General features: G+C 72.2%; 15 protein-coding genes and 3 pseudogenes. 6 read left to right on the top strand and 12 right to left on the bottom strand.

Annotation, left to right across the window (positions count from 1 at the left end):
- Positions 1–38 precede the first annotated feature (38 nt).
- Positions 39–1,580, top strand: coding sequence for a multiple monosaccharide ABC transporter ATP-binding protein (mmsA, locus tag ABD946_RS27165; RefSeq protein WP_345287913.1), 1,542 nt, complete (start codon positions 39–41; stop codon positions 1,578–1,580).
- A gap of 12 nt (positions 1,581–1,592) precedes the next feature.
- Complete coding sequence (gene mmsB, locus ABD946_RS27170; RefSeq protein ID WP_345287970.1) at positions 1,593–2,810, top strand: multiple monosaccharide ABC transporter permease; 1,218 nt, start codon at positions 1,593–1,595, stop codon at positions 2,808–2,810.
- Between the two features lie 60 nt (positions 2,811–2,870).
- On the opposite strand, the gene ABD946_RS27175 is transcribed toward mmsB, so the two are convergent.
- From ABD946_RS27175 to ABD946_RS27215, 9 genes and pseudogenes are all read right to left on the bottom strand, one after another.
- Positions 2,871–4,205, bottom strand: a complete 1,335-nt coding sequence (locus ABD946_RS27175) for a glycoside hydrolase family 43 protein (protein WP_345287915.1) — start codon at positions 4,203–4,205, stop codon at positions 2,871–2,873.
- 76 nt (positions 4,206–4,281) lie between these two features.
- Positions 4,282–5,724: a family 43 glycosylhydrolase gene (locus ABD946_RS27180; protein ID WP_345287917.1), complete on the bottom strand. Its 1,443-nt coding sequence runs from the start codon at positions 5,722–5,724 to the stop codon at positions 4,282–4,284.
- Positions 5,725–5,727: 3 nt separating this feature from the next.
- On the bottom strand, positions 5,728–6,798 hold the full coding sequence (locus ABD946_RS27185) for an aldose epimerase family protein (RefSeq protein WP_345287919.1): 1,071 nt from the start codon (positions 6,796–6,798) through the stop codon (positions 5,728–5,730).
- A gap of 257 nt (positions 6,799–7,055) precedes the next feature.
- On the bottom strand, positions 7,056–8,561 hold the full coding sequence (gene araA, locus ABD946_RS27190) for an L-arabinose isomerase (protein ID WP_345287920.1): 1,506 nt from the start codon (positions 8,559–8,561) through the stop codon (positions 7,056–7,058).
- Entirely contained in the window at positions 8,558–9,247 is a 690-nt protein-coding gene (locus ABD946_RS27195; protein ID WP_345287922.1) for an L-ribulose-5-phosphate 4-epimerase, read from the bottom strand. The genes araA and ABD946_RS27195 overlap by 4 nt, the downstream gene beginning before the upstream one ends.
- Positions 9,244–10,932, bottom strand: a complete 1,689-nt coding sequence (locus tag ABD946_RS27200) for a ribulokinase (RefSeq protein ID WP_345287924.1) — start codon at positions 10,930–10,932, stop codon at positions 9,244–9,246. Before ABD946_RS27200 ends, ABD946_RS27195 begins: the two co-directional genes overlap by 4 nt.
- 171 nt (positions 10,933–11,103) lie before the next feature.
- Positions 11,104–12,031 (bottom strand): annotated as a pseudogene (yjfF, locus tag ABD946_RS27205) (galactofuranose ABC transporter, permease protein YjfF).
- Positions 12,032–12,101: 70 nt separating this feature from the next.
- Positions 12,102–13,085, bottom strand: a pseudogene (locus ABD946_RS27210) (ABC transporter permease); the annotation flags it as partial.
- A pseudogene (locus ABD946_RS27215) lies at positions 13,057–14,172 on the bottom strand (MFS transporter); the annotation flags it as partial. The pseudogenes ABD946_RS27210 and ABD946_RS27215, both read right to left, overlap by 29 nt.
- A 65-nt stretch (positions 14,173–14,237) precedes the next feature.
- Between ABD946_RS27215 and ABD946_RS27220 the strand changes: the two are divergent.
- A complete protein-coding gene (locus ABD946_RS27220) occupies positions 14,238–14,609 on the top strand; it encodes a MerR family transcriptional regulator (RefSeq protein ID WP_345287926.1) in 372 nt (123 codons plus the stop codon).
- 33 nt (positions 14,610–14,642) lie between these two features.
- Here ABD946_RS27220 and ABD946_RS27225 read toward each other — a convergent pair whose 3' ends face one another.
- Positions 14,643–15,281 carry a TetR family transcriptional regulator gene (locus ABD946_RS27225; protein WP_345287928.1) on the bottom strand — a complete coding sequence of 213 codons (639 nt, stop codon included), beginning with the start codon at positions 15,279–15,281 and terminating at the stop codon, positions 14,643–14,645.
- 138 nt (positions 15,282–15,419) lie between these two features.
- Between ABD946_RS27225 and ABD946_RS27230 the strand changes: the two genes are divergently transcribed.
- Positions 15,420–15,575, top strand: coding sequence for a hypothetical protein (locus ABD946_RS27230; RefSeq protein ID WP_345287930.1), 156 nt, complete (start codon positions 15,420–15,422; stop codon positions 15,573–15,575).
- 13 nt (positions 15,576–15,588) lie between these two features.
- Positions 15,589–15,864: a DUF4190 domain-containing protein gene (locus tag ABD946_RS27235; protein WP_345287932.1), complete on the top strand. Its 276-nt coding sequence runs from the start codon at positions 15,589–15,591 to the stop codon at positions 15,862–15,864.
- Between the two features lie 139 nt (positions 15,865–16,003).
- On the opposite strand, the gene ABD946_RS27240 is transcribed toward ABD946_RS27235, so the two are convergent.
- Positions 16,004–20,323 (bottom strand): nSTAND1 domain-containing NTPase, encoded by a 4,320-nt coding sequence (locus ABD946_RS27240; RefSeq protein ID WP_345287934.1) that lies wholly within the window; start codon positions 20,321–20,323, stop codon positions 16,004–16,006.
- Between the two features lie 10 nt (positions 20,324–20,333).
- A complete protein-coding gene (locus tag ABD946_RS27245; RefSeq protein ID WP_345287935.1) occupies positions 20,334–20,681 on the bottom strand; it encodes a CU044_2847 family protein in 348 nt (115 codons plus the stop codon).
- Positions 20,682–20,837: 156 nt separating this feature from the next.
- On the opposite strand from ABD946_RS27245, the gene ABD946_RS27250 reads away from it, so the two are divergent.
- Positions 20,838–21,365, top strand: a complete 528-nt coding sequence (locus ABD946_RS27250) for a hypothetical protein (RefSeq protein ID WP_345287937.1) — start codon at positions 20,838–20,840, stop codon at positions 21,363–21,365.
- The last annotated feature ends 2 nt before the right edge of the window (positions 21,366–21,367 follow it).

Genomic DNA, 21,367 nt, shown 5'->3' on the forward strand with positions numbered 1-21,367 from the left:
ACGGGCCCGGGGCCGCCCCGGCGAACGGAACCACCACCATGGCCGGACCCATCCTCGAGATGCGTTCGATCACCAAGACCTTCCCCGGCGTCCGGGCACTGTCCGACGTCAACCTCACCGTGGCCCCCGGCGAGGTGCACGCGATCTGCGGGGAGAACGGCGCCGGCAAGTCGACCCTGATGAAGGTGCTCAGCGGCGTCTACCCGCACGGCTCCTACCAGGGCGAGATCCTGTTCGAGGGCGAGACCTGCGAGTTCCGCGACATCCGGGCCAGCGAGCGGCGCGGCATCGTGATCATCCATCAGGAGCTCGCCCTGGTGCCCTACCTGTCGATCGCCGAGAACGTCTTCCTCGGCAACGAGCACTCGCGCTTCGGCCGGATCGACTGGCACCGGACCCTGACCCACGCCACCGAGCTGCTGCGGCAGGTGGGCCTGCCCGAGAACCCCAACACCCGGGTCGCCGACATCGGCGTGGGCAAGCAGCAGCTGGTCGAGATCGCCAAGGCGCTGGCCAAGGACGTCAGGCTGCTGATCCTGGACGAGCCGACCGCCGCGCTCAACGACGAGGACAGCCGCAAGCTGCTCGACCTGATCCTCGAGCTCAAGGCCCGGGGCATCGCCTGCATCGTCATCTCGCACAAGCTCAACGAGATCGCCCGGGTGGCGGACTCGGTGACGATCCTGCGGGACGGGCAGACCATCGAGACCATCCCGGTCGAGGGCATCACGGAGGACAGGATCATCCGCGGCATGGTCGGCCGCGACCTGGAGCACCGTTACCCCGACCGCACCCCGTCGATCGGCGAGGTCGCGCTCGCGATCGAGGAGTGGACGGTCCGTCACCCCATCGACCACCAGCGCAAGGTGGTCGACGACGTCTCGGTCAACGTGCGCCGCGGCGAGATCGTCGGCATCGCCGGGCTGATGGGAGCCGGCCGCACCGAGCTGGCGATGAGCGTCTTCGGCCGCTCCTACGGCCGCTACGACGGCGGCCGGGTGCTGCTGGACGGTCAGGAGATCCGCACCCGGACGGTGCCCGAGGCGATCGGCCACGGCCTCGCCTACGTCACCGAGGACCGCAAGCACCTCGGCCTGAACCTGGCGGAGGACATCAGCCGGAACATCTCGCTGAGCGCCCTCGGCAAGGTCGCCAAGCGCGGCTGGGTGAACCGGCACGAGGAGACCCGGGTCGCCGAGCGGTACCGCGCGTCGATGAACATCAAGGCCCCCTCGGTCTTCGCGGAGACCGGCAAGCTCAGCGGCGGCAACCAGCAGAAGGTGGTGCTGAGCAAGTGGATCTTCACCGAGCCCGAGGTGCTGATCCTGGACGAGCCCACCCGCGGCATCGACATCGGCGCCAAGGCGGAGATCTACACCGTGATCGCCGAACTCGCCGAGCAGGGCCGGGCGGTGCTGGTGATCTCCTCGGAGCTGCCCGAGCTGCTCGGCCTCTGCGACCGGATCTACACCATGGCCGAGGGCCGGATCACCGGTGAGGTGGACCGGGCCGAGGCGACCCAGGAATCCCTGATGCGGCTGATGACCCAGACCGCGGACCGACGAGACGAGCAGGTGTAAGGCATGGCCCAGATGACCACCGAGACGCCCCGAACCCCGGGGAAGGCCGAACGGCCGGACACGGTAGGGCTGTTGACCCGGGCCCTGCGGGGCAACGTCCGCCAGTACGGGATGCTGGGCGCCCTGGTGCTGATCGTCCTGCTGTTCCAGATCTGGACCGACGGCATCCTGCTCCAGCCGCTGAACATCACCAACCTGATCCAGCAGAACGGCTACATCCTGATCCTCGCGATCGGGATGATGATCGTCATCATCGCCGGGCACATCGACCTCTCGGTCGGCTCGCTGGCTGCCTTCGTCGGCGCGGCCTCGGCCGTGATGATGGTCAAGCACCAGGTGTCCTGGCCGGTCGCCCTGGTGGCCGCGCTGCTGATCGGCGCGCTGGCCGGTGCCTGGCAGGGCTTCTGGATCGCCTACATCGGCATCCCCTCGTTCATCGTGACGCTGGCCGGCATGCTGCTCTTCCGCGGCGGCACCCAGATCCTGCTCCAGGGCCAGTCGGTGGCCCCGTTCCCGTCCGGGTTCCAGAAGATCAGCAGCGGCTTCCTGCCGGAGGTCGGCCCGCACACCAACTACCACAACCTGACCCTGCTGATCGGCGCGGCCGTGCTGGCCGTCGCGGTCCTCCAGGAGATCCGGGGCCGTCGTCAGGCCGCCTCGTACGGGCTGGAGCTGCTGCCGTTCGGGCTGTTCGCGGTCAAGCTCGCGGCGATCGCGGTGGCGGTCCTGGCCTTCACCATGCTGCTGGCCAGCTACCACGGCGTGCCGATCGTGCTGCTGATCCTCGGCGCGCTGCTGGTCGGCTTCGGCTACCTGATGCGCAACTCGATCCTCGGCCGCCACACCTACGCGATCGGCGGCAACGAGGCGGCGGCCAAGCTCTCCGGTGTGAAGAGCAAGCGGGTGGTCTTCCTCGCCTTCGTCAACATGGGCGTGCTGGCCGCACTGGCCGGCCTGGTCTTCGCCGCCCGGCTCAACGCGGGCACCCCGCAGGCCGGCATCAACTTCGAGCTGGAGGCCATCGCGGCCGCCTTCATCGGCGGCGCCTCGGCCAGCGGCGGCGTCGGCACGGTGCTCGGCGCGATCATCGGCGGTCTGGTGCTCGGCGTGCTGAACAACGGCATGTCCCTGGTGGGCGTCGGCACCGACTACCAGCAGGTGATCAAGGGCCTGGTGCTGCTGGCGGCGGTCGGCTTCGACGTCTACAACAAGCGCAAGGTCGGTTCCTGACGCTCCGACAGACAGAACGGCCCGGCTCCCCCTGGAGGGGAGCCGGGCCGTTCGGCGTTCTCAGCCCCAGGGGTTGACGTCCTGGAAGGAGCTGTCGGCGCGGAAGGTGTCGTTGTCCTGGTAGACGTCCAGGCGGAGCTTGTAGTCGTAGTGGCGGAGGTAACGGCCCGGGTAGTTGTAGGACTCCAGGGAGACCGAGCCGGCCGCGGAGCCGGGGCGGGCGCAGTAGGTGGCATCGCCCTTGAAGACGGCGCTGGAGTCGTCGGCGTCCAGGCGCGGGACGAAGTCCCAGTGGCGCAGGTAGCGGCCGTCGGCGGCGCGCAGCGAGTAGCAGTTGGGGTCGGCGAGGCCCGGGACCACGGTGAAGGTGGCGGCCTGCTTGGCTGCGGCGCTGCTGGAGGCGTCGACGGTGGGCAGCGTGCCGTCGGAGCTCACGTAGCGGCCGGGGTAGTTGACGGACCGCAGGGAACGGGCGGTGTTGACCGGGAGGGTGGCGCCGCCGGAGACGGTCTCCCGGAGCACGGTGAAGTGGCGGGCGACGCCGCTGAGGCCGGGCAGCTCGGTGGGGGCGGTCCAGGTGGCGAGGCCGTCGTAGCTGTCGCTGTAGTAGTACTTGTGGGCGCTGTAGGCGTCGTAGTAGATCCGCCAGCCGCCGTTGTCGAGCTTGACCAGCGCCGGGCCCTCGACCCAGTTGCCCCAGCCGGCCCAGTTCCCGGTGCCGGTGAAGGTGTAGGGGCCGCCGAGGCTGCTGGCGGTGGCGTGCTCCAGGTACTTGGTGGTCTCGTTCTTGGTGATGGCGTGGTAGGTCGAGCCGAACTTCACCACGAAGGTGTCGATGTGGTTTCCGGTGATCCCGGCCAGCGGGGTGGGCGAACTCCAGCCGGTGAGCGCCGCGTTGGTGGCGGTCAGCCGGTAGGGCAGGAAGTCGGCGCCCGAGGCGGAGGTGGAGAGCGAGACGACCACGTTGACGCTGCCGTCGGAGTCGACGTGCCACTCGGGGGCCCAGGTGCGCTGGAGGCCGGCCAGCGGGATGGTGTGGTTGCCGAGGAAGGTCCAGTTCACCCGGTCGGCGCTGGTGGCGAAGCCGATGGTGTTGCCGGACCAGCCGGTGGTGTAGGTGAGGTAGTACGTGCCGTCGGTGCGCTTGATGACGCTCGGGTCCCGGATCAGGCCGGACGGCGGCACGTACGCCGAGGACTTGACGGTCCGGTAGCCGGTGGCGTCCGGGGACTCGTAGACGTTCATGTTGGATTCGCTGCTGTTGGTGAACGCCGCCATGGTGTAGCGGGTGGCGCTCCCGGCCGGGGGTGCGGCGGCCTCGGCGGCGCCGGCCGGCAGGGCGCTGCCGGCCAGGGCGAGGGCCGCGGCTACGGCGAGGTGGCGGAACTCGGACATGTGGGGGTGCTCCTCGTGGTACGGGTCCGGCCGTGACCTGGTGTCAGATCACGGCCGGACCGGGGGTGGGGTGGGTCTACTGCTGGCGGAAGGTCGCGTCGGCCTTGTCGACCGTCGTGGCCACGGCTTGGACCCGCAGCAGGTAGTCGTGGTACCGCACGTACCGGCCGGGCAGGGCGTAGGACTCGTAGCTGACGGCGGCGGAGTCGGCCAGGCCGGCCCGCCGGCGGAAGCTGGCGCTGTCCTTGAACGCCGTGGAGCCGTCGCTCTTCTCCACCCAGACCTCGCCGTTGGGGCGCGAACGCAGGTAGTAGCCGGGGAAGTTGGCGGACTCCAGCGAGACGGTGCCGGAGCCGGAGAGGCCGGGGACGGTGCGGAACTGGGAGTCGGCCAGGTTGGTCACGTCCGGGTCGATCCGGGCCCGGTACTCCCAGTGCCGGATGTAGCGGTCCGGGTAGTTGTAGGAGGAGAACCGGACGGGAGTGGCGCCGTCGGCCACCGGGATGCCGAAGTTGGGGGTGCCGTCGGCGTTCCAGTAGAGCTTCTGCACCCGGGTACGGCGGTTGGGGTCGTTCAGCGGGTCGCCGCTGATGTCCTTGTAGCCGCGGTCGTGGTAGACCAGGATGTCGCTCTTGCCGTCCTCGGACACGGTGAACTGGTTGTGCCCGGGGCCGTACTGGCCGGTGCCCGCGTTGCTCTTGAAGACGGGGGTGGCGCTCTTGGTCCAGGAGGCCGGGTCCAGCAGGTCGGCGGAGGCCGGGGCGCTGAGCAGGCCCAGGCAGTAGTTGCTGTCGGTGGCGGAGGCCGAGTAGCTCAGGAAGACCTTGCCGCCGTGCTGGATCACCGCCGGGCCCTCGTTGACCTTGTAGCCGACGGTCTCCCAGGCCAGCGTCGGCACGGTGAGCCGCACCGGGGCGCCCGCCAGGGTCCACGGGTTGCTCAACTTGGCGATGTAGACGTTGGAGTTGGTGTTGATCGCCGGGTCCTGCTGGGCCCAGCTCAGGTACCGGGTGCCGTTCACCGTGAAGGTGGTGGCGTCCAGCGCGAAGCTGTCCACCGGGGTGGCGATCCGGCCCTTCTCGGTCCAGCTCCCGGTGAGGGGGTTGGCGGCCGAGGTCTCCAGCACGTACATCCGGATCTTCCAGATGTCGGTGGTGCTGCCGGCGGCGAAGTAGACGTACCACTTGCCGTCGATGAAGTGGATCTCCGGCGCCCAGATGTGCGCCCCCATCTCACCGGTGGCGTGCTTGGTCCAGATCACCGTCTCGGGCGCGGTGGCCAGACCCTGGATGGTGGTCGCGCGGCGCAGCACGATCCGGTCGTACTCGGGGGCGGTCGCGGTGAAGTAGTAGAAGCCGTCGCTGTGCTTGTAGATCTGCGCGTCGGCGCGCTTCTCGATCAGCGTGTTGCCGTACGAGACAGCCGGCGAGCCGGGCTCGGCGGCCCGGGCGGGCGCGACCGGCAGCAGGGCGGCGGCCAGGGTGGTGGCGGCCGCCGCGAGCAGGCGGTTCCTGATCATGTGTCACTCCACTGAGAAGCGGTAGGCCGTGGTCGACTCGTAGACCTCGCCCGGGCGCAGGACGGTCGAGGGGTAGTCCGGGACGTGCGGGGAGTCGGGGAAGTGCTGGGTCTCCAGGGCGATGCCGGCGTAGGCCCGGTAGCGGGTGCCGCCGGGGCCGGTGAGCGAGCCGTCGAAGTGGTTGCCGGTGTAGACCTGGATGCCGGGCTCGGTGGTGAGGCAGTCCAGGCGGCGTCCGCTGGCGGGGTGGTGGAGGGTGGCGGCCAGCCGCAGTCCGGGGCCGGGGCGGAGCACCCAGGTGTGGTCGAAGCCGTCCCCGGCCAGCCAGAGCTGGGGGTGGGGTGCGGAGATCCGGCCGCCGAGGCCGGCCGCGGTGGTGAGGTCGAAGGGCAGGCCCTCGACCGGCTCCGGCGCCCCGAGCGGGATCAGGGTCTTGTCGACCGGGAGGTAGGCGTCCGCCTCGACCCGCAGCAGGTGGTCCAGGACCGGCCCGCTGCCCTCTCCGCCGAGGTTGAAGTAGGCGTGGTTGGTGAGGTTGACCACCGTCGGGGCGTCGGTCTCGGCCCGGTAGGTGATGGTCAACTCGCCGCCCCGGTCGAGCAGGTAGGTCACCGTCACGTCGAGCGCGCCGGGGAAGCCCTGGTCACCGGCGGGACTGTGCAGGGTCAGCCGGACGCCGGTCCGCTGGCCCACGCGCAGCTCCTCGCCGTGCCAGAGCCGGGTGGCGAAGCCGTCCGGGCCGCCGTGCAGGGTGTGGCCGGTGGACTGGGTGGCCAGCCTGTGCACGACGCCGTCCAGCGGCAGTTCGCCGCCCGCGATCCGGTTGCCGTAGCGGCCCACGGTGGCGCCGAAGTAGGCGGCCTCGCCCAGGAGTTCGGCGACCGAGCCGCCGCCGAGCACCACGTTGGCGCGCTGTCCGGCCCGGTCCGGCGCGTGCAGCGACTGCAGCCGGGCGCCCAGGCTGAGCACCTCGGCGGTGACGCCGCCCGGGGTGCCGAACACCCAGCGGTCGATGCCTCTCCCGTCCCGCAGCTCGCCCGCGGGGTACCGGTGGATGGTCAGGTCGCCGGTCATGACTGGGTGCTCCCTTTCGTGGAACGACGGTGGGGCGGCACCGGTGCCCGGTACCGCCCCGTGGGTGTGGATGACCTGGACGGTGGCCACCCCGGGGCCCCGAAGGGGCCTTCAGGGGCGCGAGGAACTGCGCGATTCGGAAGGCGGACCAGCGCTAAATCGGGGCACGCGAGCCAGTTGCAGCACGTGCCGTTCCCCCGCGCGCAGTTCCTCGCGCCCCTGAGGCGCTGCCCTTCCGCCCCGCCCCGATTGCCGGGTCAGAAGCCCTGGGCCAGGCGGTGGTAGGCCTGGTTCCAGCGGAGCTCGCGGGTGAACTGGCGGATCGTGGTGTCGGAGTCGATCAGGACCAGCTCGGTGCTGAGCATCTCCGCCAGGTCGTCGAGCTGCTCGGCGCCGAGCGCGGAGGAGAGCACCGTGTGGTGCGGGGCCCCGGCGGCCAGCCAGGCCTCGGCGGAGGTGTGGAAGTTGGGCCGGGGCTGCCAGACCGCGCGGGCGACCGGGAGTGCGGGCAGCGGCTCGGCCGGGTCGACCACGTCGATCTGGTTGGCTACCAGGCGGAAGCGGTCGCCCAGGTCGGCCAGGCCGACCACCACGGCCGGGCCGGGGGCCGCGTCGAAGACCAGGCGGACCGGGTCCTCGCGGCCGCCGATGCCGAGCGGATGGACCTCGCAGGACGGGGTGGCGGAGGCGATGGAGGGGCAGACCTCCAGCATGTGCGCGCCGAGGATCAACTCCCGCCCGGGCTCCAGGTGGTAGGTGTAGTCCTCCATGAAGGAGGTGCCGCCGGGCAGGCCGGTGGCCATCGCCTTGAGGGTGCGCAGCAGGACCGAGGTCTTCCAGTCGCCCTCGCCGCCGAAGCCGTAGCCGTCGGCCATCAGGCGCTGGACCGCCAGGCCGGGGAGCTGGCGCAGGCCGCCGAGGTCCTCGAAGTTGGTGGTGAAGGCGCGGAAGCCGCCCTCGGTGAGGAAGGTGCGCAGACCGGCCTCGATCCGGGCGGCGTAGCGCAGGGACTCGTGCCGCTCGCCACCCGGACGCAGGGCGGGGGCGAGGCGGTAGCCGTCCTCGTACTCCTTGACGAGCTCGGTGACGGTGGCCTCGTCGGCGGCGTCGACCACCTCGACCAGGTCGTTGACGCCGTAGGTGTTGACCGAGACGCCGAAGCGGAGCTGGGCCTCGACCTTGTCGCCCTCGGTCACGGCCACGTCGCGCATGTTGTCGCCGAAGCGGGCCAGCTTGAGGGTCGCCATCTCGGCGCGGCCGGTGGCGGCACGGGCCCAGGAGGCGATCCGGGTGGCCACGGTGGGGTCGCTGACGTGGCCGGCCACGGTCTTGCGGGCGACGCCGAGGCGGGACTGGATGTAGCCGAACTCGCGGTCGCCGTGGGCGGCCTGGTTCAGGTTCATGAAGTCCATGTCGATGGTGGACCAGGGCAGTCGGACGTTGGCCTGGGTGTGCAGGTGGAGCAGCGGCTTGCGCAGCGCGTCCAGGCCGGCGATCCACATCTTGGCCGGGGAGAAGGTGTGCATCCAGGCGATCAGGCCGATGCACTCGTCGGCCGCGTTGGCCTCCAGGCAGATCCGGCGGATCGCCGGGGCGTCGGTGAGCACGGGCTTCCAGACCACCGTGACGGGCACCTCGGGGTTGCCGTCGAGCTGCTCGGCGATCCGCCGGGACTGCTCGGCGACCTGGCGCAGGGTCTCCTCGCCGTACAGGCCCTGACTGCCGGTCAGGAACCAGACCTCGCGGCCTTCGATCGACTTCATGCGTGGGTCTCCTTGGCGGCGGTGGCCGGCTGCTGGCCGTACACGTTCTGGTAGCGGAAGTTGAGGCTGTCGATGTCCGCCTGGGCGATCGGCAGCGGTTCGCCGAGCTGGCGGGAGATGTGCACGGTGCGGGCGACGTCCTCGCACATCACGGCGGCCTTGACGGCGGCCTTGGCGTCCTTGCCGATGGTGAAGACGCCGTGGCTCTTCATCAGGACGGCGGGCGAGCGGTGGCCGCGCAGGGTGTCGACGATGCCGCGGCCGATCGAGTCGTCGCCGATCAGGGCGAACGGGCCGATCGGGATCTCGGCGCCGAACTCGTCGGCCATCGCGGTCAGCACGCAGGGGACGGCCTCGCCGCGGGCGGCCCAGGCGCAGGCGTAGGTGGAGTGGGTGTGCACCACTCCCCCGACCTCGGGCAGGTGGCGGTAGACGTAGGCGTGGGCGGCGGTGTCGGAGGAGGGCGAGTGGGCGCCCTCGACAACGACGCCGTCCAGGTCACAGAGGATCATGTTCTCCGGCGACAGCTCATCGTAGGAGACGCCGCTGGGCTTGATCACCATCAGGTCCTCGCCGGGCACCCGGGCGGACACGTTGCCGGCCGTCCAGACCACCAGGTCGTACCGCACCAACTCCTGGTGCAGGTGACTGACCTGACGGCGGATCAGGTCGATCAGGTCGCTCACGATGCCTCACAGTTCTGGGTCAGGGCGGTGTTCCGGATGCGGCGCAGGCGGTGCAGCTGCTTGTCCGCCGCCGTGCCGAAGTGCTCGTGCAGTTCGCGGTACTCGGCGAACAGCTCGTCGTAGGCGTCGGCCCGGGCCGGGTCGGGCCGGTACGCGGCGCGCTCCACCCGGCCCATCGCGGCGGCGGCGGTGCGCACGTCCGGGTGGGCGCCGGCCGCGACGGCGGCGTGGATGGCGGAGCCGACGGCGGGGCCCTGGGTGGAGACCGCGAGCGAGACCGGGCGGCGCAGCACGTCGGCGTAGATCTGCATCAGCAGGGCGTTCTTCTTGAGCCCGCCGGTGACGATGAACTCGGTGACGGGGACGCCGCCCCGCTCCAGCGCCTCGACGATGGTGCGGGTGCCGAAGGCGGTGGCCTCCAGCAGGGCCCGGTAGACGTCCTCGGGGCGGGTGGCCAGGGTGAGGCCGACGATCACGCCGGAGAGGTGGTGGTCCACCAGGGTGGAGCGGTTGCCGTTGAGCCAGTCGAGGGCGACCAGGCCGTGTCCGCCGACGGGCTGGCCGGCCGCCTTTCGGGTGAGCAGCTGGTGGGCGTCCTCGCCGGTGGCCTCGGCCTCGGCGAGATAGTCGGCGGGCAGGCCCTGGCGCAGCCACCAGGCGAAGATGTCGCCGACGGCGCTCTGCCCGGCCTCGTAGCCGTAGGCGCCCTCGACGATGCCGCCCTCGACCACGCCGCAGATGCCGGGGACGTCGGCCAGGGTGGCGCCGTTGACGACGTGGCAGGTGGAGGTGCCCATGATGGCCAGCAGCTGGCCGTTCTCCACGGCCTGCGCGGCGGGGGCGGCGACGTGGGCGTCGACGTTCCCGGCGGCGACCGCGATGCCCTCCGGCAGGCCGGTCCAGGCGGCGGCCTCGGCGGTCAGGTTGCCCACCCGGGAGCCGAGGTGGGCGAGCGGGTGCTCCAGGCGGGTGCGGGCGAAGTCGGCGAACTCGGGGTTGAGGGCGGCGAGGTACTCCTCGGAGGGGTAACTGCCGTCCTGGTACACGCCCTTGTAGCCGGCGGTGCAGGTATTGCGGCTCTCGGTGCCGGTGAGCTGCCAGACGATCCAGTCGGCGGCCTCGATCCACCGCTCGGTGGCCGCGTAGACGCCCGGGTCCTCCTCCAGCAGCTGGAGGGCCTTGGCGTACTGCCACTCGGCGGAGATCTTGCCGCCGTAGCGGCCGATCCACTTCTCGCCGCGCTGGTGGGCGAGTTCGTTGATCCGGTCGGCGTGGATCTGCGCGGCGTGGTGCTTCCACAGCTTGGGCCAGGCGTGCGGGCGGTCGGCGAGCGCGGTCTGCGCCAGCGGGGTGCCGTCGGCGGTGACCGGCAGCACGGTGCAGGCGGTGAAGTCGGTGGCGATGCCGATCACGGCGGCCGGGTCGACGCCGCTGGCGGCGAGCGCGGCGGGGACCGCGGTGCGCAGCACCTGGCGCCAGTCCTCGGGGTGCTGGAGCGCCCAGTCGGGCGGCAACTGCTCGCCGGTGCCGGGGAGTCGGTGCTCGATCACGCCGTGCGGGTACTCGTGGACGCCGGTGCCGAGCTCCTCGCCGTCACTGACCCGCACCACCACGGCGCGGCCGGAGAGGGTGCCGAAGTCGACGCCGACGACGTAGCGCTCCGGGGAGTCGGTGGTTGGTGGCACGTTCACGTCCTTCGTTCGTTGCGAGGTTTCTGGTACCGGCCGCCGGGAGGGGTCCGCGGCGTTGCGGGCCCGGCGGCCGGTCTGCCCGTCCCGTGGGGGGACGGGGCCGCTCGTCCTGGGCGGGCCGAAGCGGGGGGCCGGCCCAGCGTGCGGAGTCTGACGCCGCGTCGGCTACACCCGGCGGCGGGCCGTCATCAGGCGCTGGAGCAGGATGAAGACGAACAGCAGCGCGCCGATCACGATCTTGGTCCACCAGGAGCTGAGCGTGCCCTGGAAGGTGATCACGGTCTGGATCAGGCCGAGCACCAGCACGCCGAGCACGGTGCCCAGCAGGTAGCCGGAGCCGCCGGTGAGCAGGGTGCCGCCGATCACCACCGCGGCGATCGCGTCCAACTCCAGCCCCACCGCGTGCAGTCCGTAGCCCGACAGCATGTAGAAGGTCATCAGCACGCCGCCGAGCGCCGAGCAGAAGCCGCTCACCCCGTAGACCGCGATCTTGGTGCGGGCCACCGGGAGGCCCATCAGCAGCGAGGACTGCTCGCTGCCGCCGAGCGCGTAGACGTTGCGGCCGAACTTGGTGTGGTGCAGCACGGTGAACGCCGCCACCACCACCAGCACCGCGATCAGCACGCTCGGCGAGACGAACAGCTCGCCCAGCGGGATCTTGGTCTGGGCCATCGCGGTGTACGTCGGGTCGGTGATCGAGATGGAGTCGATGCTGATCGTGTAGCAGAGGCCCCGGGCCAGGAACATGCCCGCCAGCGTCACGATGAACGGCTGGATCTCGAAGTTCTGGATCACCCAGCCCATCGCCAGGCCGGCTCCGGTGCCGATCGCCAGCACCAGCGGGATCACCACCAGCGGCGGCCAGCCGTGCGTCTGGACCAGCCAGGCGGAGACCATGGTGGAGAGGGCGACCATCGCACCGACCGAGAGGTCGATGCCGGCCGGTCAGGATCACGAAGGTCATGCCGACCGCGACCACCAGCAGGAAGCCGTTGTCGATCAGCAGGTTGAGCAGCACCTGCCCGGAGAAGAAGCCCTGGTAGTTCACCGAGCCGACGGCGAACATCACCACCAGCAGCACCGAGGTGACCAGGACCGGGAGTTGACCCCGGCCGCGCGCGGGAAATGGTGTTCAGGACGGTGCTCATGCTCCGACCTCCAACTTCTCGGACGCCACCGGGCGGGGCGCCGTGCTTGGCGCGGGAGCGCCGTCGGGCGGCCTTGGCCCGGAAGGCGGGCGACTGGACCAGGCAGACGGTGATCACCACGACGGCCTTGAAGACCAGGGTGGTCTCCGGCGGGATGCCGATGGTGTAGACGGTGGTGGACAGGGTCTGGATGACGAGGGCGCCGAGCACCGTACCGCCGAGCGAGAAGCGGCCGCCGTTCAGCGAGGTGCCGCCGACCACCACGGCCAGGATCGCGTCCAGTTCGATCCAGAGCCCGGCGTTGTTGCCGTCGGCGCTGGAGACATTGGAGCTGATCATCAGTCCGGGCCAGGGCCGCGCAGAGCGCGCTGACCACGTAGACCAGCCCGACCAGCCGGGCCGCCCGGATGCCGACCAGGCGGCTGGCCACCGGGTTGCCTCCGACCGACTCCAGCAGCAGTCCGAGCGCGGTGCGCCGGGTGAGCGCCGAGGCCAGCAGGACCACGGCACCGGCCAGCAGGATCGAGAACGGCACGGTGAGCCAGTAGCCGCCGCCGATCAGCTTGTACGGCTCGCTGGTGATGGTGATGATCTGACCGTCCGTGATGAGCTGGGCGAGCGCCGCGCCCGGCCACCATCAGGATCAGGGTGGCGATGATCGGCTGGACCCCGATCCTGGCCACCAGCAGGCCGTTGACCCCACCGAGCAGCACCGCCACGCCGAGGGCGATGCCCCACGGCCGTGAGCACCGTGCCCGGACTGCCCGGGTCGGTCTGCCTGGCTGATGTGCAGACAGGCCAGCGCGCCGGCGATCGCGACGGTGGAGCCGACCGAGAGGTCGATGCCGCCGGTGGCGATCACCAGGGTCATGCCGAGCGCCACCAGGATATCAGCGGCGAGCCGAAGTGCAGGATGTCGATCAGGCTGCCGTAGAGGTGGCCGTCCTTGATCGGATCCGCGAAGAAGTCCGGGGTGAACGCCAGGTTGGCGAGCAGCAGCCAGCACGCCGCCGAGCACGCCTCCGCCGGCCATCGCCACGTTCCACAAGGTGACCAGCATCGCCTGGGCGGAATCGGCGCGCTGCCCACCGGCCCGGCCCGCCGCCGTCTGGAGGAGGGTCGGCACGCCGCCCCAGCCGAGCCCCCAGAGGGCGGCCGCCGTGTAGACGGCGAGGGTGCTCCCGGAGGCGGCGGCCAGCAGGCCGGCGCCGAGCGCGACCAGCAGGGTGCTCGCCACGGTGAGGCGGCGCAGCGCGCGGTGGACGTGCGCGCCGACGGCCCAGATGCCGAGCAGCGAGGCCGCGCCGAAGACCAGCAGCACGCCGTCGGTCCGGTCGCCGAGCCCGAGGTGGGCCAGGTAGGCGGCGACGTAGGCGTACAGGACGGTGTGGGCCAGCACGAAGACGAGGGTCACGGCGAGCACCGGCCGCACGCCGGGGACGGCCAGGGCGCCGGTGACCTTCCCGGCGCGCTGCGGCTCGCCGGGGAAGTCCGGTACGGCGGCCGCGATCCAGGCGATCACCAGGACGGCCAGCACGGTCATCGCGAGGAAGGCCGCGCTCCAGCCCGCCACCCGGCCGAGGAAGGTCCCGGCGGGCACCCCGAGCGAGAGGGCGAGCGGGATGCCGGTCATCACCACCGCGATGGCCCGGCCCCGGAGTTCGGGCGTCACCATGCGGCTCGCGTACCCGGCGAGCAGTGCCCAGGCCAGTCCGGCCGCGACCCCGGCGAGGGCCCGGGCGGTCATCGTGAGGGCGTAGTCGGTGGACACCGCCGTGACGGTGTTGGCGGCGGCGAAGCCCGCCATGGCGGTGAGCAGCAGCCCGCGGCGCCGCCAGCCGGCGGTGGCGGCGGTCAGCGGGAGGGCGGTGAGCGCCGTGCCGACGGCGTAGACGGTGACCGACTGGCCCATGGCGGACTCGCTGACCGCCAGGTCGGCGCTCATCGCGGGCAGGACGCCGGCCGGGAGCGTCTCGGTGAGGCTGGTGACGAAGACGGCGGTGGCGAGCGCGAGCAGCGCCGCCATCGGCAACCCGCCCTGCCGGGACGGGTTTCGGGTGTCGGTGACTGGCTGAGTTGTCGTCATGCCGGTTATCGTCGAACCCTCACACCGGTGTGAGGGTCAAAGCGGGCTGGCGTGAGGTGGGTCACATGCGGATCGGCGAACTCTCGGAGCGCACCGACACCTCCCGGCGCCTGCTGCGCTACTACGAGGAGCAGGGCCTGATCCTCTCCACCCGCTCCGCCAACGGCTACCGGGAGTACGACCCGCGCTCGGTGGACCGGGTGCTCCAGGTCCGCGGTCTGCTGGACGCCGGGCTCCCGACCAGGATCATCAAGCAGATCCTGCCCTGCCTGGACCAGCCCAGGGTCATCCACTTCACCGACGCCACCCCGGAGATGCTCGCCGCGCTGGAGCTGGAGCGCGACAAGATGAGCCGGCGGATCGACTGCCTGACCCGCAACAGGGACGCCGTCTCCGAGTACCTGGAGACCGTTCGCCTGACACGCGCGCGGACCTGACGGTCCGTCCGCCGCGTCTGCCCTACCGCTCTCCTACCGCCTCTCGCCGGCCGGCCAGTGGCGGCGGCCGACGCTGATCAGCTGCAGCTGGCGGCGGGCGAGCAGGCCGATCCGCTCCTCCACGTCGGGGCGGTCCTCGGGGGCGTCGAGGAGGGCGGCGGCGGTGGTCACCAGGTGCTCCACGTAGAGCTCGGCCAGCATCCGCAGGTCGTCCGCGTCCCAGCCCTCGGAGGCGGGCTGCGCCCCCAGCGCGGCGGCCACCTCGTCGGCGAAGCGGGCCAGTTCGGCGGCGATGGCCTCGCGGACGGGGCGGACCCCGCCGTGCCGCTCGCGGGCCAGGAACCGTACGTGGGCCCGGTGTTCGCGGACGTGGTCGGCCACCACCCGCACCGCTCGGTCGATCAGTTCGTCCGCGTCGTCGGGCCCCGCGAGGACGGCGAGCACCATCGTGTGCAGGCTCGCCAGTGACTCCTCGACCAGGGTCACGCCCAGGTCCGGGATGTCGCGGAAGTGCCGGTAGAACCCGGCCGGGGACATCCCCGCCTCGCGGGTGACCTCGCGGACGCCGAGGCTGCTGAGGTTCTGGGCCTCCAGCAGGTGCAGGCCGGCGTCGAGGAGGGCGCGGCGGGACTGCTGCTTCTGGGCCTGGCGGGGGCCGAGGGTGTGACTCACGTCATTCAGTAAACAACTGTTTGCCGACTTTGGGAAGCGTAGAGTGGAGATGTCGGCGAACACTTGTGAACCCAACTGTTCGCTGACTGCACGTCAGCCCTCCTGCCCGGACCCACAGCCGACCGAGAGGCCCGTCCCGTGTCCCTGCTCGCCATGCTCCTCGCCCTCGCGCTGCTCGGCGGCGCCGCCGTCCACACCTCCGGCCCGGTCTTCCTCGCCGCCGGCTCCGCCATCACCGTCTGGCTGCTGCTCTTCGCCGCCCGCGAACGCCTCGCCCGCACCCGCCGCCACTGACCAGGAGCACCTGATGACCACTCACGTCCGCACCGGCGCCGGCACCCGCACCCGTGGAGACGCCGACGGCATGGCCGTCGCCTCCTTCGTCCTGGGCCTGCTCGGTCTGCTGTTCTTCAACCTCGTCCTCGGCCCCGTCGCCCTGGTGCTGGCCGCCGTGGCGCTGGCCCGCGGCACCACCCGCCCGGCCCGCGCCCTCCTCGGCCTCACCCTCGGCCTCGCCGACCTGGCCGTCCTCGCCCTCACCCTGCACGCGGGCCACGGCACCATCTGGCACCTCGGCGGCTGACCGACCGGGCCGACCACCCGAGGGGGTTGGGCGGACGGCCCGGGGGGATGATGTTGCCCGAGTTCCCAGGCTCCGTCGTCCACCCGGGAGTTGACGCCGTAGGGCCCGCCTCAACCCGATGGTGTACGCCGCAGGGGCGTCAGGACGGCACGGTCCACGGGGCCGTCCCGGCCTCGCGCGCGGCGGTGGCCTCGGGGCAGAGCGGCCGGGGCGTCTCGCCGGGCAGGTAGGTCGACCACTCGAATGTCGAGAGCTCGCGGCCGACCCTGGCGCAGATGCGCTCGGCCGCCGTCGCCGGAGCCGCGTAGAGGGTGTTCCAGACGCGGACCGTACCGTCGTCGGCGCCGGCGGCCAGTGCCTGGCCGTCCGGACGGAAGGCCAACGCGGTGGCGCCGGAGCCGAGCCCGACGAGGGCGGCCCGGGGAGCGCCGGTCGCCGCGTCCCACAGTCGCAACGTCGGATCGGTTCCCGCACCGGTGGCCAGTGTCCGCCCATCGGGACTGAAGGTCAGCAGGTCGACCGCCTCTGTGTGGCCGGTGAGCTCGTGCCGCAGGGTGCCGGTCGCCACGTCCCACAAGCGGGCCGTCATGTCGCGGCCGCCGGTGGCCACGGTGGTCCCGTCAGGGCTGAACGCAACGGACGTCACGCCTGGCATGAGCGGAGCGAAGGTGGACCGTTGCCTGCCGGTGGTGAGGTCCCACAACCGGAGCGGGCCGCCGATCGAGGCGGTGAGGAGCGACTTCCGGTCGGGGCTGAAGGCGAAGGCGATGACGCCCTTCTCGGTGATGTCCGCACGCCTCTTGCCGGTGGACACGTCCCACAGGCGGACCGACCCGGCGGCGGCCCGTGCGATGAGCTCTCCGCCCGGGCCGAAGACCGGTGGGTCGCTCGATTCGCCGCCGGCCCCCTGGAGCGGGCGCTCGGCGCCCGTGGTCAGGTCCTTGACGGAGCCGCTGAGGGCGACGATCCGTCCGTCGGGGCTGACCGCGGTCACCTCGGACAGCGGGTCGATCCTGAGCTCGGTGTGGGCCGAGTCGGTGGCAGGGTCCCACCATTTGAGCCTCCCGCGGTCGGCAACGAGCATGGTTCCACCGTCGTCGCTGACGGCCGCGGAGCTGGGACTCCAGGCAGGGTCGCTGACGGTTCCCGAGACGGAGTCCCACACCCGCAGGGTCTTGGCGCCGGCCGGTCCCATGGCGAGGTCGCCGGAACGGCGCCGTGCGCTGACGGCGGTGAGCTCCCTCCCGTCCGGTGTGAAGCGGACGGCCTCGACGGCCGAGCCCAGTTCGAGCACTGCTTCGGGAGCGTCGGTGGCGCTGGCGTCCCAGAGGCGAGTCGTTCCGTCGTCGGCGTTGCTGGCCAGGAACTGCCCGGTCCGATCGAAGGCCACGGCGCGAACGACCGAGTCGTGGCCGATGAGAGTGGCTCGAAGGGTGCCGGTTCGGACGTTCCACAGCCGGGGCTTGTTTCCGGCGCCCGTGGCGACGGTTCGACCGTCGGGGCTGAACGCGATGCTGTTCACTCCGGCGTCGCGTGGCCCGCGCAGCACCGTGCGCGGGGTCCAGGTGTTGGTGTCCCAGAGCAGGGCCTCACCGAACGGGGTGCCGCTGGCGAGTGTGAGGCCGTCCGGCGCGTACGCCAGTGCCTGGAAGTCTCCGGGGGTGCCTTGGAGGGTCCGTCGCAGGGTGCGGGTCGCGGTGTCCCAGACGGCTGCCTGGTGGTCGCCGGCCCGGCTGACGAGCGTCTTCCCGTCCGGGCTGAACGCCAGTGCCGTCACCGGACCGCCCTGGCCGGGAAGTTCGGCCAGAAGCGTCCCGCCGGGCACGTCCCAGAGCCTCACCGTACGGTCGTCGCTGCCCGTCGCGAGGGTCCGGCCGTCCGGGGAGAAGGCCAGCGCCAGGACGTCCCCGTCATGTCCGGTGAGCGTGATCCGCCGCGTACCGGTGGCCACCTCCCAGAGGTGGGCCGGACCGCCGTGACCGCCGCTGGCCACCAGGGTCCCGTCCGGACTGAAGGCCATGACGTCCACCGGGTCGGTCCCGAAGCCGGAGCGGAGCCTGCCCGTCGTCGTGTCCCACAGTCGCACGTGCTGTTGGTCGTTCGGCTTCCTGGACCAGCGGGTGGCGCCGGTCGCCAGGGTCCTCCCGTCAGGACTGAACGCGAGCGCGCTGCCGATGGCGCCGGGGATCACGATGCGCTGACGGAGCGGCAGGTCCGCAGCCGCGTTCAGGGCGACGGCGGACTCGTTGGTGGGGCTGATGCGGTAGGCGGCCACGGCCAGCAGTGAGGCCAGATCGGGGGTGGCACCCATCAAGGTCCGTGAGTCCGCGGCGAGTTGGCGCGACAGGGCGGTGCGTTGGGCGGCGACCGCCGCCCGCTGCCGACCCCAGGCCAGCGCGGAGGCGGCCAGTGCGAGGACCAGCAGCACCGCCAGGCCGGTGACGAGGCGTCGGCTGCGGCGGAGTGCGAGCTGCTGCCGCCGCAGCCCGGCCCGGACGAACTCGTCCAACTCCGTCGGCAGGCGGCGGACCCGAAGCGCCTCCACTCCTTCGGCGAGCAGGGAGCCGGCCGGGAGGTCCTGCGGGTCCGGGCGGGCGGACCAGCGCAGGTGCAGGGACCGGAGGCGGTGGAGCCAGTCGTGGAAGCGGGCGTCCTGGTCGATCCAGTCGTGGAGTTGGGCCCAGTCCCGGATGAGGGCGTCGTGGATGAGTTCGGCCACCGGCTCGTCGCTGTCCAGGTCGGCGGTCCCCGGGGGTGCGGTGCCGCGGTGGGTGGTGACGATCCGTCGGGCGGTGAGGACGGTCAGGACCCGGTCCACCGTGCCGGAGTCCTCGGATCCGGCCGCCAGGTCCCGGAGTTGGCCGAGCGGGAGCTGCTGCCGTGAGGCGGGCAGGTCGAGGGCCGGGTCGGCCGGGCGGACCAGGGCGGTGAGCAGCCGTCGGGCCACCTCCCGCCCGGGGGTGTCGAGTTCGGCGAGGGCGCTCTCGCACCAGTCGGCCAGTGCGCCGGTGATGCCACCCAGGGCCTGGTAGGCGGCGTGGGTGAGCCGCCCGTCGTGCTGCGCGCGGCTCTCCCACAGCAGGCTCAGGGTGACCTCCAGCAGGGGGAGGACCGTCGCCGGGGCCCGGTCCGGGCCGGGGCCGGGGGAGGCGGTCAGGACGTCGGCGACGATCCGGTCGGCCAGGCCCGGTTCGAAGGGGGTCCGCAGGTCGGCGGCGGGGCCGGTGACGATGGCCGTGAGCTCGGCGCGGGTCAGGGCGGCCGGGACGTTGAGCAGGGACGGGAGGAGGAGGTCCAGCAGCTCCGGGGCGGTCGAGGAGAGCCGCGAGTAGAAGTCGTCGCGCATCACCAGGAGCAGACCCAGCGGGGCGGTGGACCCGACCGCGGCGGTCAGCAGGTCCAGGGCCGCAGGGTCGGGTGCGCCCTCGGGCCCGCTGAGGAGCTCCTCGAACTGGTCGACGACGAGCAGGACGCGGTCGTGCTCCGCGTCCGTGTCCAGCAGCCGGGCGACGGCGGCGTCCCAACCCTGCGCGCCGACGTCCGTCAGGCCCGCCGCCGCCATGGCCGCGTCCAGGTCCAGGCCCGGCCGGACCACCACGGGGAGCCAGCGGCTGCTCCCCGGCAGCCGTCCCGCCGCCAGGGCGGGGAGTACGCCCGCCCCCACCAGCGAGGACTTGCCCGCACCGGAGGGCCCCAGCAGCAGCGTGGCCCGCCGTCGCCCGGCCAGGCCGGCGAGCACCCGCTCGACCGCCTCCTCGCGCCCCCGGAACCAGCGGGCGTGCTCGGCGGTGAACGACTCCAGGGCCCGGTAGGGCGAGAACGCTTGCTCGGTCAACTCGGGCCAGGCATCGCGTAGTTCGGAGGTCGGGGTGGCGTAGGCGATCTCCGTGCCGCGACCGTGTTCGTCGGGCGGGGCGATGGCGGAGACCATGCCGACCACCAGGCCGGTCAGTTCGTCCAGCAGCGGGCCGCCGCTGAAGCCGGTGGTCAGGTCGTTGGCGTCGGTCAGCTGGAGCAGGGCGCCGCTCCGGTCGCCGGCCGGGAGCACGTGGCCCGCGACGGCGTAGCCGAAGTGCCCGGCCGGGGGCGCCTGTTGGGGGAAGCCCAGCGCGTGCAGCCGGTGCTCGCGCACCCCGACCGCTGACCCGAGCGCGAGCGGTACGGTACCGGGCACCGGGTCGGTGAGCCGCAGGACGGCGATGTCCTGCTCGTCGGGTGCGCGCCAGGAGCCGGGCAGCACCAGCCCCGTGCCCTCCGGCCCGCCGGGTGCCCGGGGGAAGACGAGGGGGACCAGGTCGCCCGGCCCGTGGCCGCCGTCCTCCAGGACGTGGGCACAGGTCAGCAGCAGGTCCTCGGCCACCAGGAAACCGGAGCCCGCCACTTCCCCGGCCCGGCCGAGGACTTGGGCGACCGCCAGGGCCAGGGAAGGTCCGGGGTCGTCCGGATCCGAGGCGGGCACGTTCACCGCCTCAGGGAGCCGTGGCGCCGCCCGCAGTGGCGGGGCCTTCGTCCTTGCTCCAGGTCATCCGGACCGTCAGGTGGCAGTTGGCGGCGGTCTTGGAGATCACCACGCCCGCCTCGGTGGAGAGGTCCACGCCGAACTCGACCTCCACCTCACTGGGGCCCGCCTCGCGCAGGTGCGTCAGCACGGTGCGGGCCATGCCGGTGACCGGGCCCAGGGCGGCGGAGAGAGTGGTGGGCAGTTCCCGGATGGAGTCGCCGATCCGAGAGGCCTTGACCGGGCCGACCGCGCTGTCCGCCGCCTCCACCAGGATCGAGCCGCCCCCGTCCAGAGCGATTCTGGCCAGCTGTGCCATTCCACACCCCTCCCCGGCCGCGGCCACCCGGCCACGGCGTCAACACCCTATCCAGGCATGGAAGCTGACGGACGGTGAATCACCGCATCCACCTGCGCGCCCGCGCGGACCGGGAAGTGCGTTGCATCATGATCCACTTTGGTGAGAGCCTGCGCCGTGCGAAAGAACCAGCTCGGCCCGCTCATCGGCGCCGTCTTCGGCCTCGTCTTCGTTCTGGCCAACACCGGGCCCCTCCCCGCAGGCGTCGGCATACCGATCCGCGTCCTCGCGGTCCTCGCCTTCCTGCGGCTCTTCACCCTCCTGCGCCGCCGCTCCGCGCCCTCCGCCCCGTCCGCGACCTTCGGCCGGGGCTACCGCCTCGTGGTGGCCGTCGAGGTGGCGGCGGGCGCGGCCGGACTCTTCGTCATCTCCCGCGTCCTGCACCACCCGCAGGCCGCCGTCGGCTGGATCGCCCTCGTCGTCGGCCTGCACTTCTTCGGGCTCGCCGCCGTCTGGCGGATGCCCGCCGTCAACGCCCTCGCGGCGGTTCTGTCCGTCTGCGGTGCCGCCGGGATCGCGCTCGCCTGGGCGGGCGCCCCGCAGGCCGCGGTCGCCACGGTGGCGGGCATCGCCCCGGGTGCCGCCCTGCTCGGCGCCGTCGCGTGGACCCTGCGCGGCAAGGCCACCGCGCCGGCCGGGGCCTGACG

The organism is Kitasatospora albolonga, assembly GCF_039535905.1.
In the GTDB taxonomy this organism is placed as follows: domain Bacteria; phylum Actinomycetota; class Actinomycetes; order Streptomycetales; family Streptomycetaceae; genus Kitasatospora; species Kitasatospora albolonga.

Bases quoted from the DNA above. Each gene is read 5' to 3' on its own strand.
- araA (WP_345287920.1), bottom strand. From the start codon at position 8,561: ATGAAGTCGATCGAAGGCCGCGAGGTCTGGTTCCTGACCGGCAGTCAG.
- ABD946_RS27180 (WP_345287917.1), bottom strand. From the start codon at position 5,724: ATGATCAGGAACCGCCTGCTCGCGGCGGCCGCCACCACCCTGGCCGCC.
- mmsA (WP_345287913.1), top strand. From the start codon at position 39: ATGGCCGGACCCATCCTCGAGATGCGTTCGATCACCAAGACCTTCCCC.
- ABD946_RS27175 (WP_345287915.1), bottom strand. From the start codon at position 4,205: ATGTCCGAGTTCCGCCACCTCGCCGTAGCCGCGGCCCTCGCCCTGGCC.
- ABD946_RS27235 (WP_345287932.1), top strand. From the start codon at position 15,589: ATGACCACTCACGTCCGCACCGGCGCCGGCACCCGCACCCGTGGAGAC.
- ABD946_RS27185 (WP_345287919.1), bottom strand. From the start codon at position 6,798: ATGACCGGCGACCTGACCATCCACCGGTACCCCGCGGGCGAGCTGCGG.
- ABD946_RS27220 (WP_345287926.1), top strand. From the start codon at position 14,238: ATGCGGATCGGCGAACTCTCGGAGCGCACCGACACCTCCCGGCGCCTG.
- mmsB (WP_345287970.1), top strand. From the start codon at position 1,593: ATGACCACCGAGACGCCCCGAACCCCGGGGAAGGCCGAACGGCCGGAC.
- ABD946_RS27245 (WP_345287935.1), bottom strand. From the start codon at position 20,681: ATGGCACAGCTGGCCAGAATCGCTCTGGACGGGGGCGGCTCGATCCTG.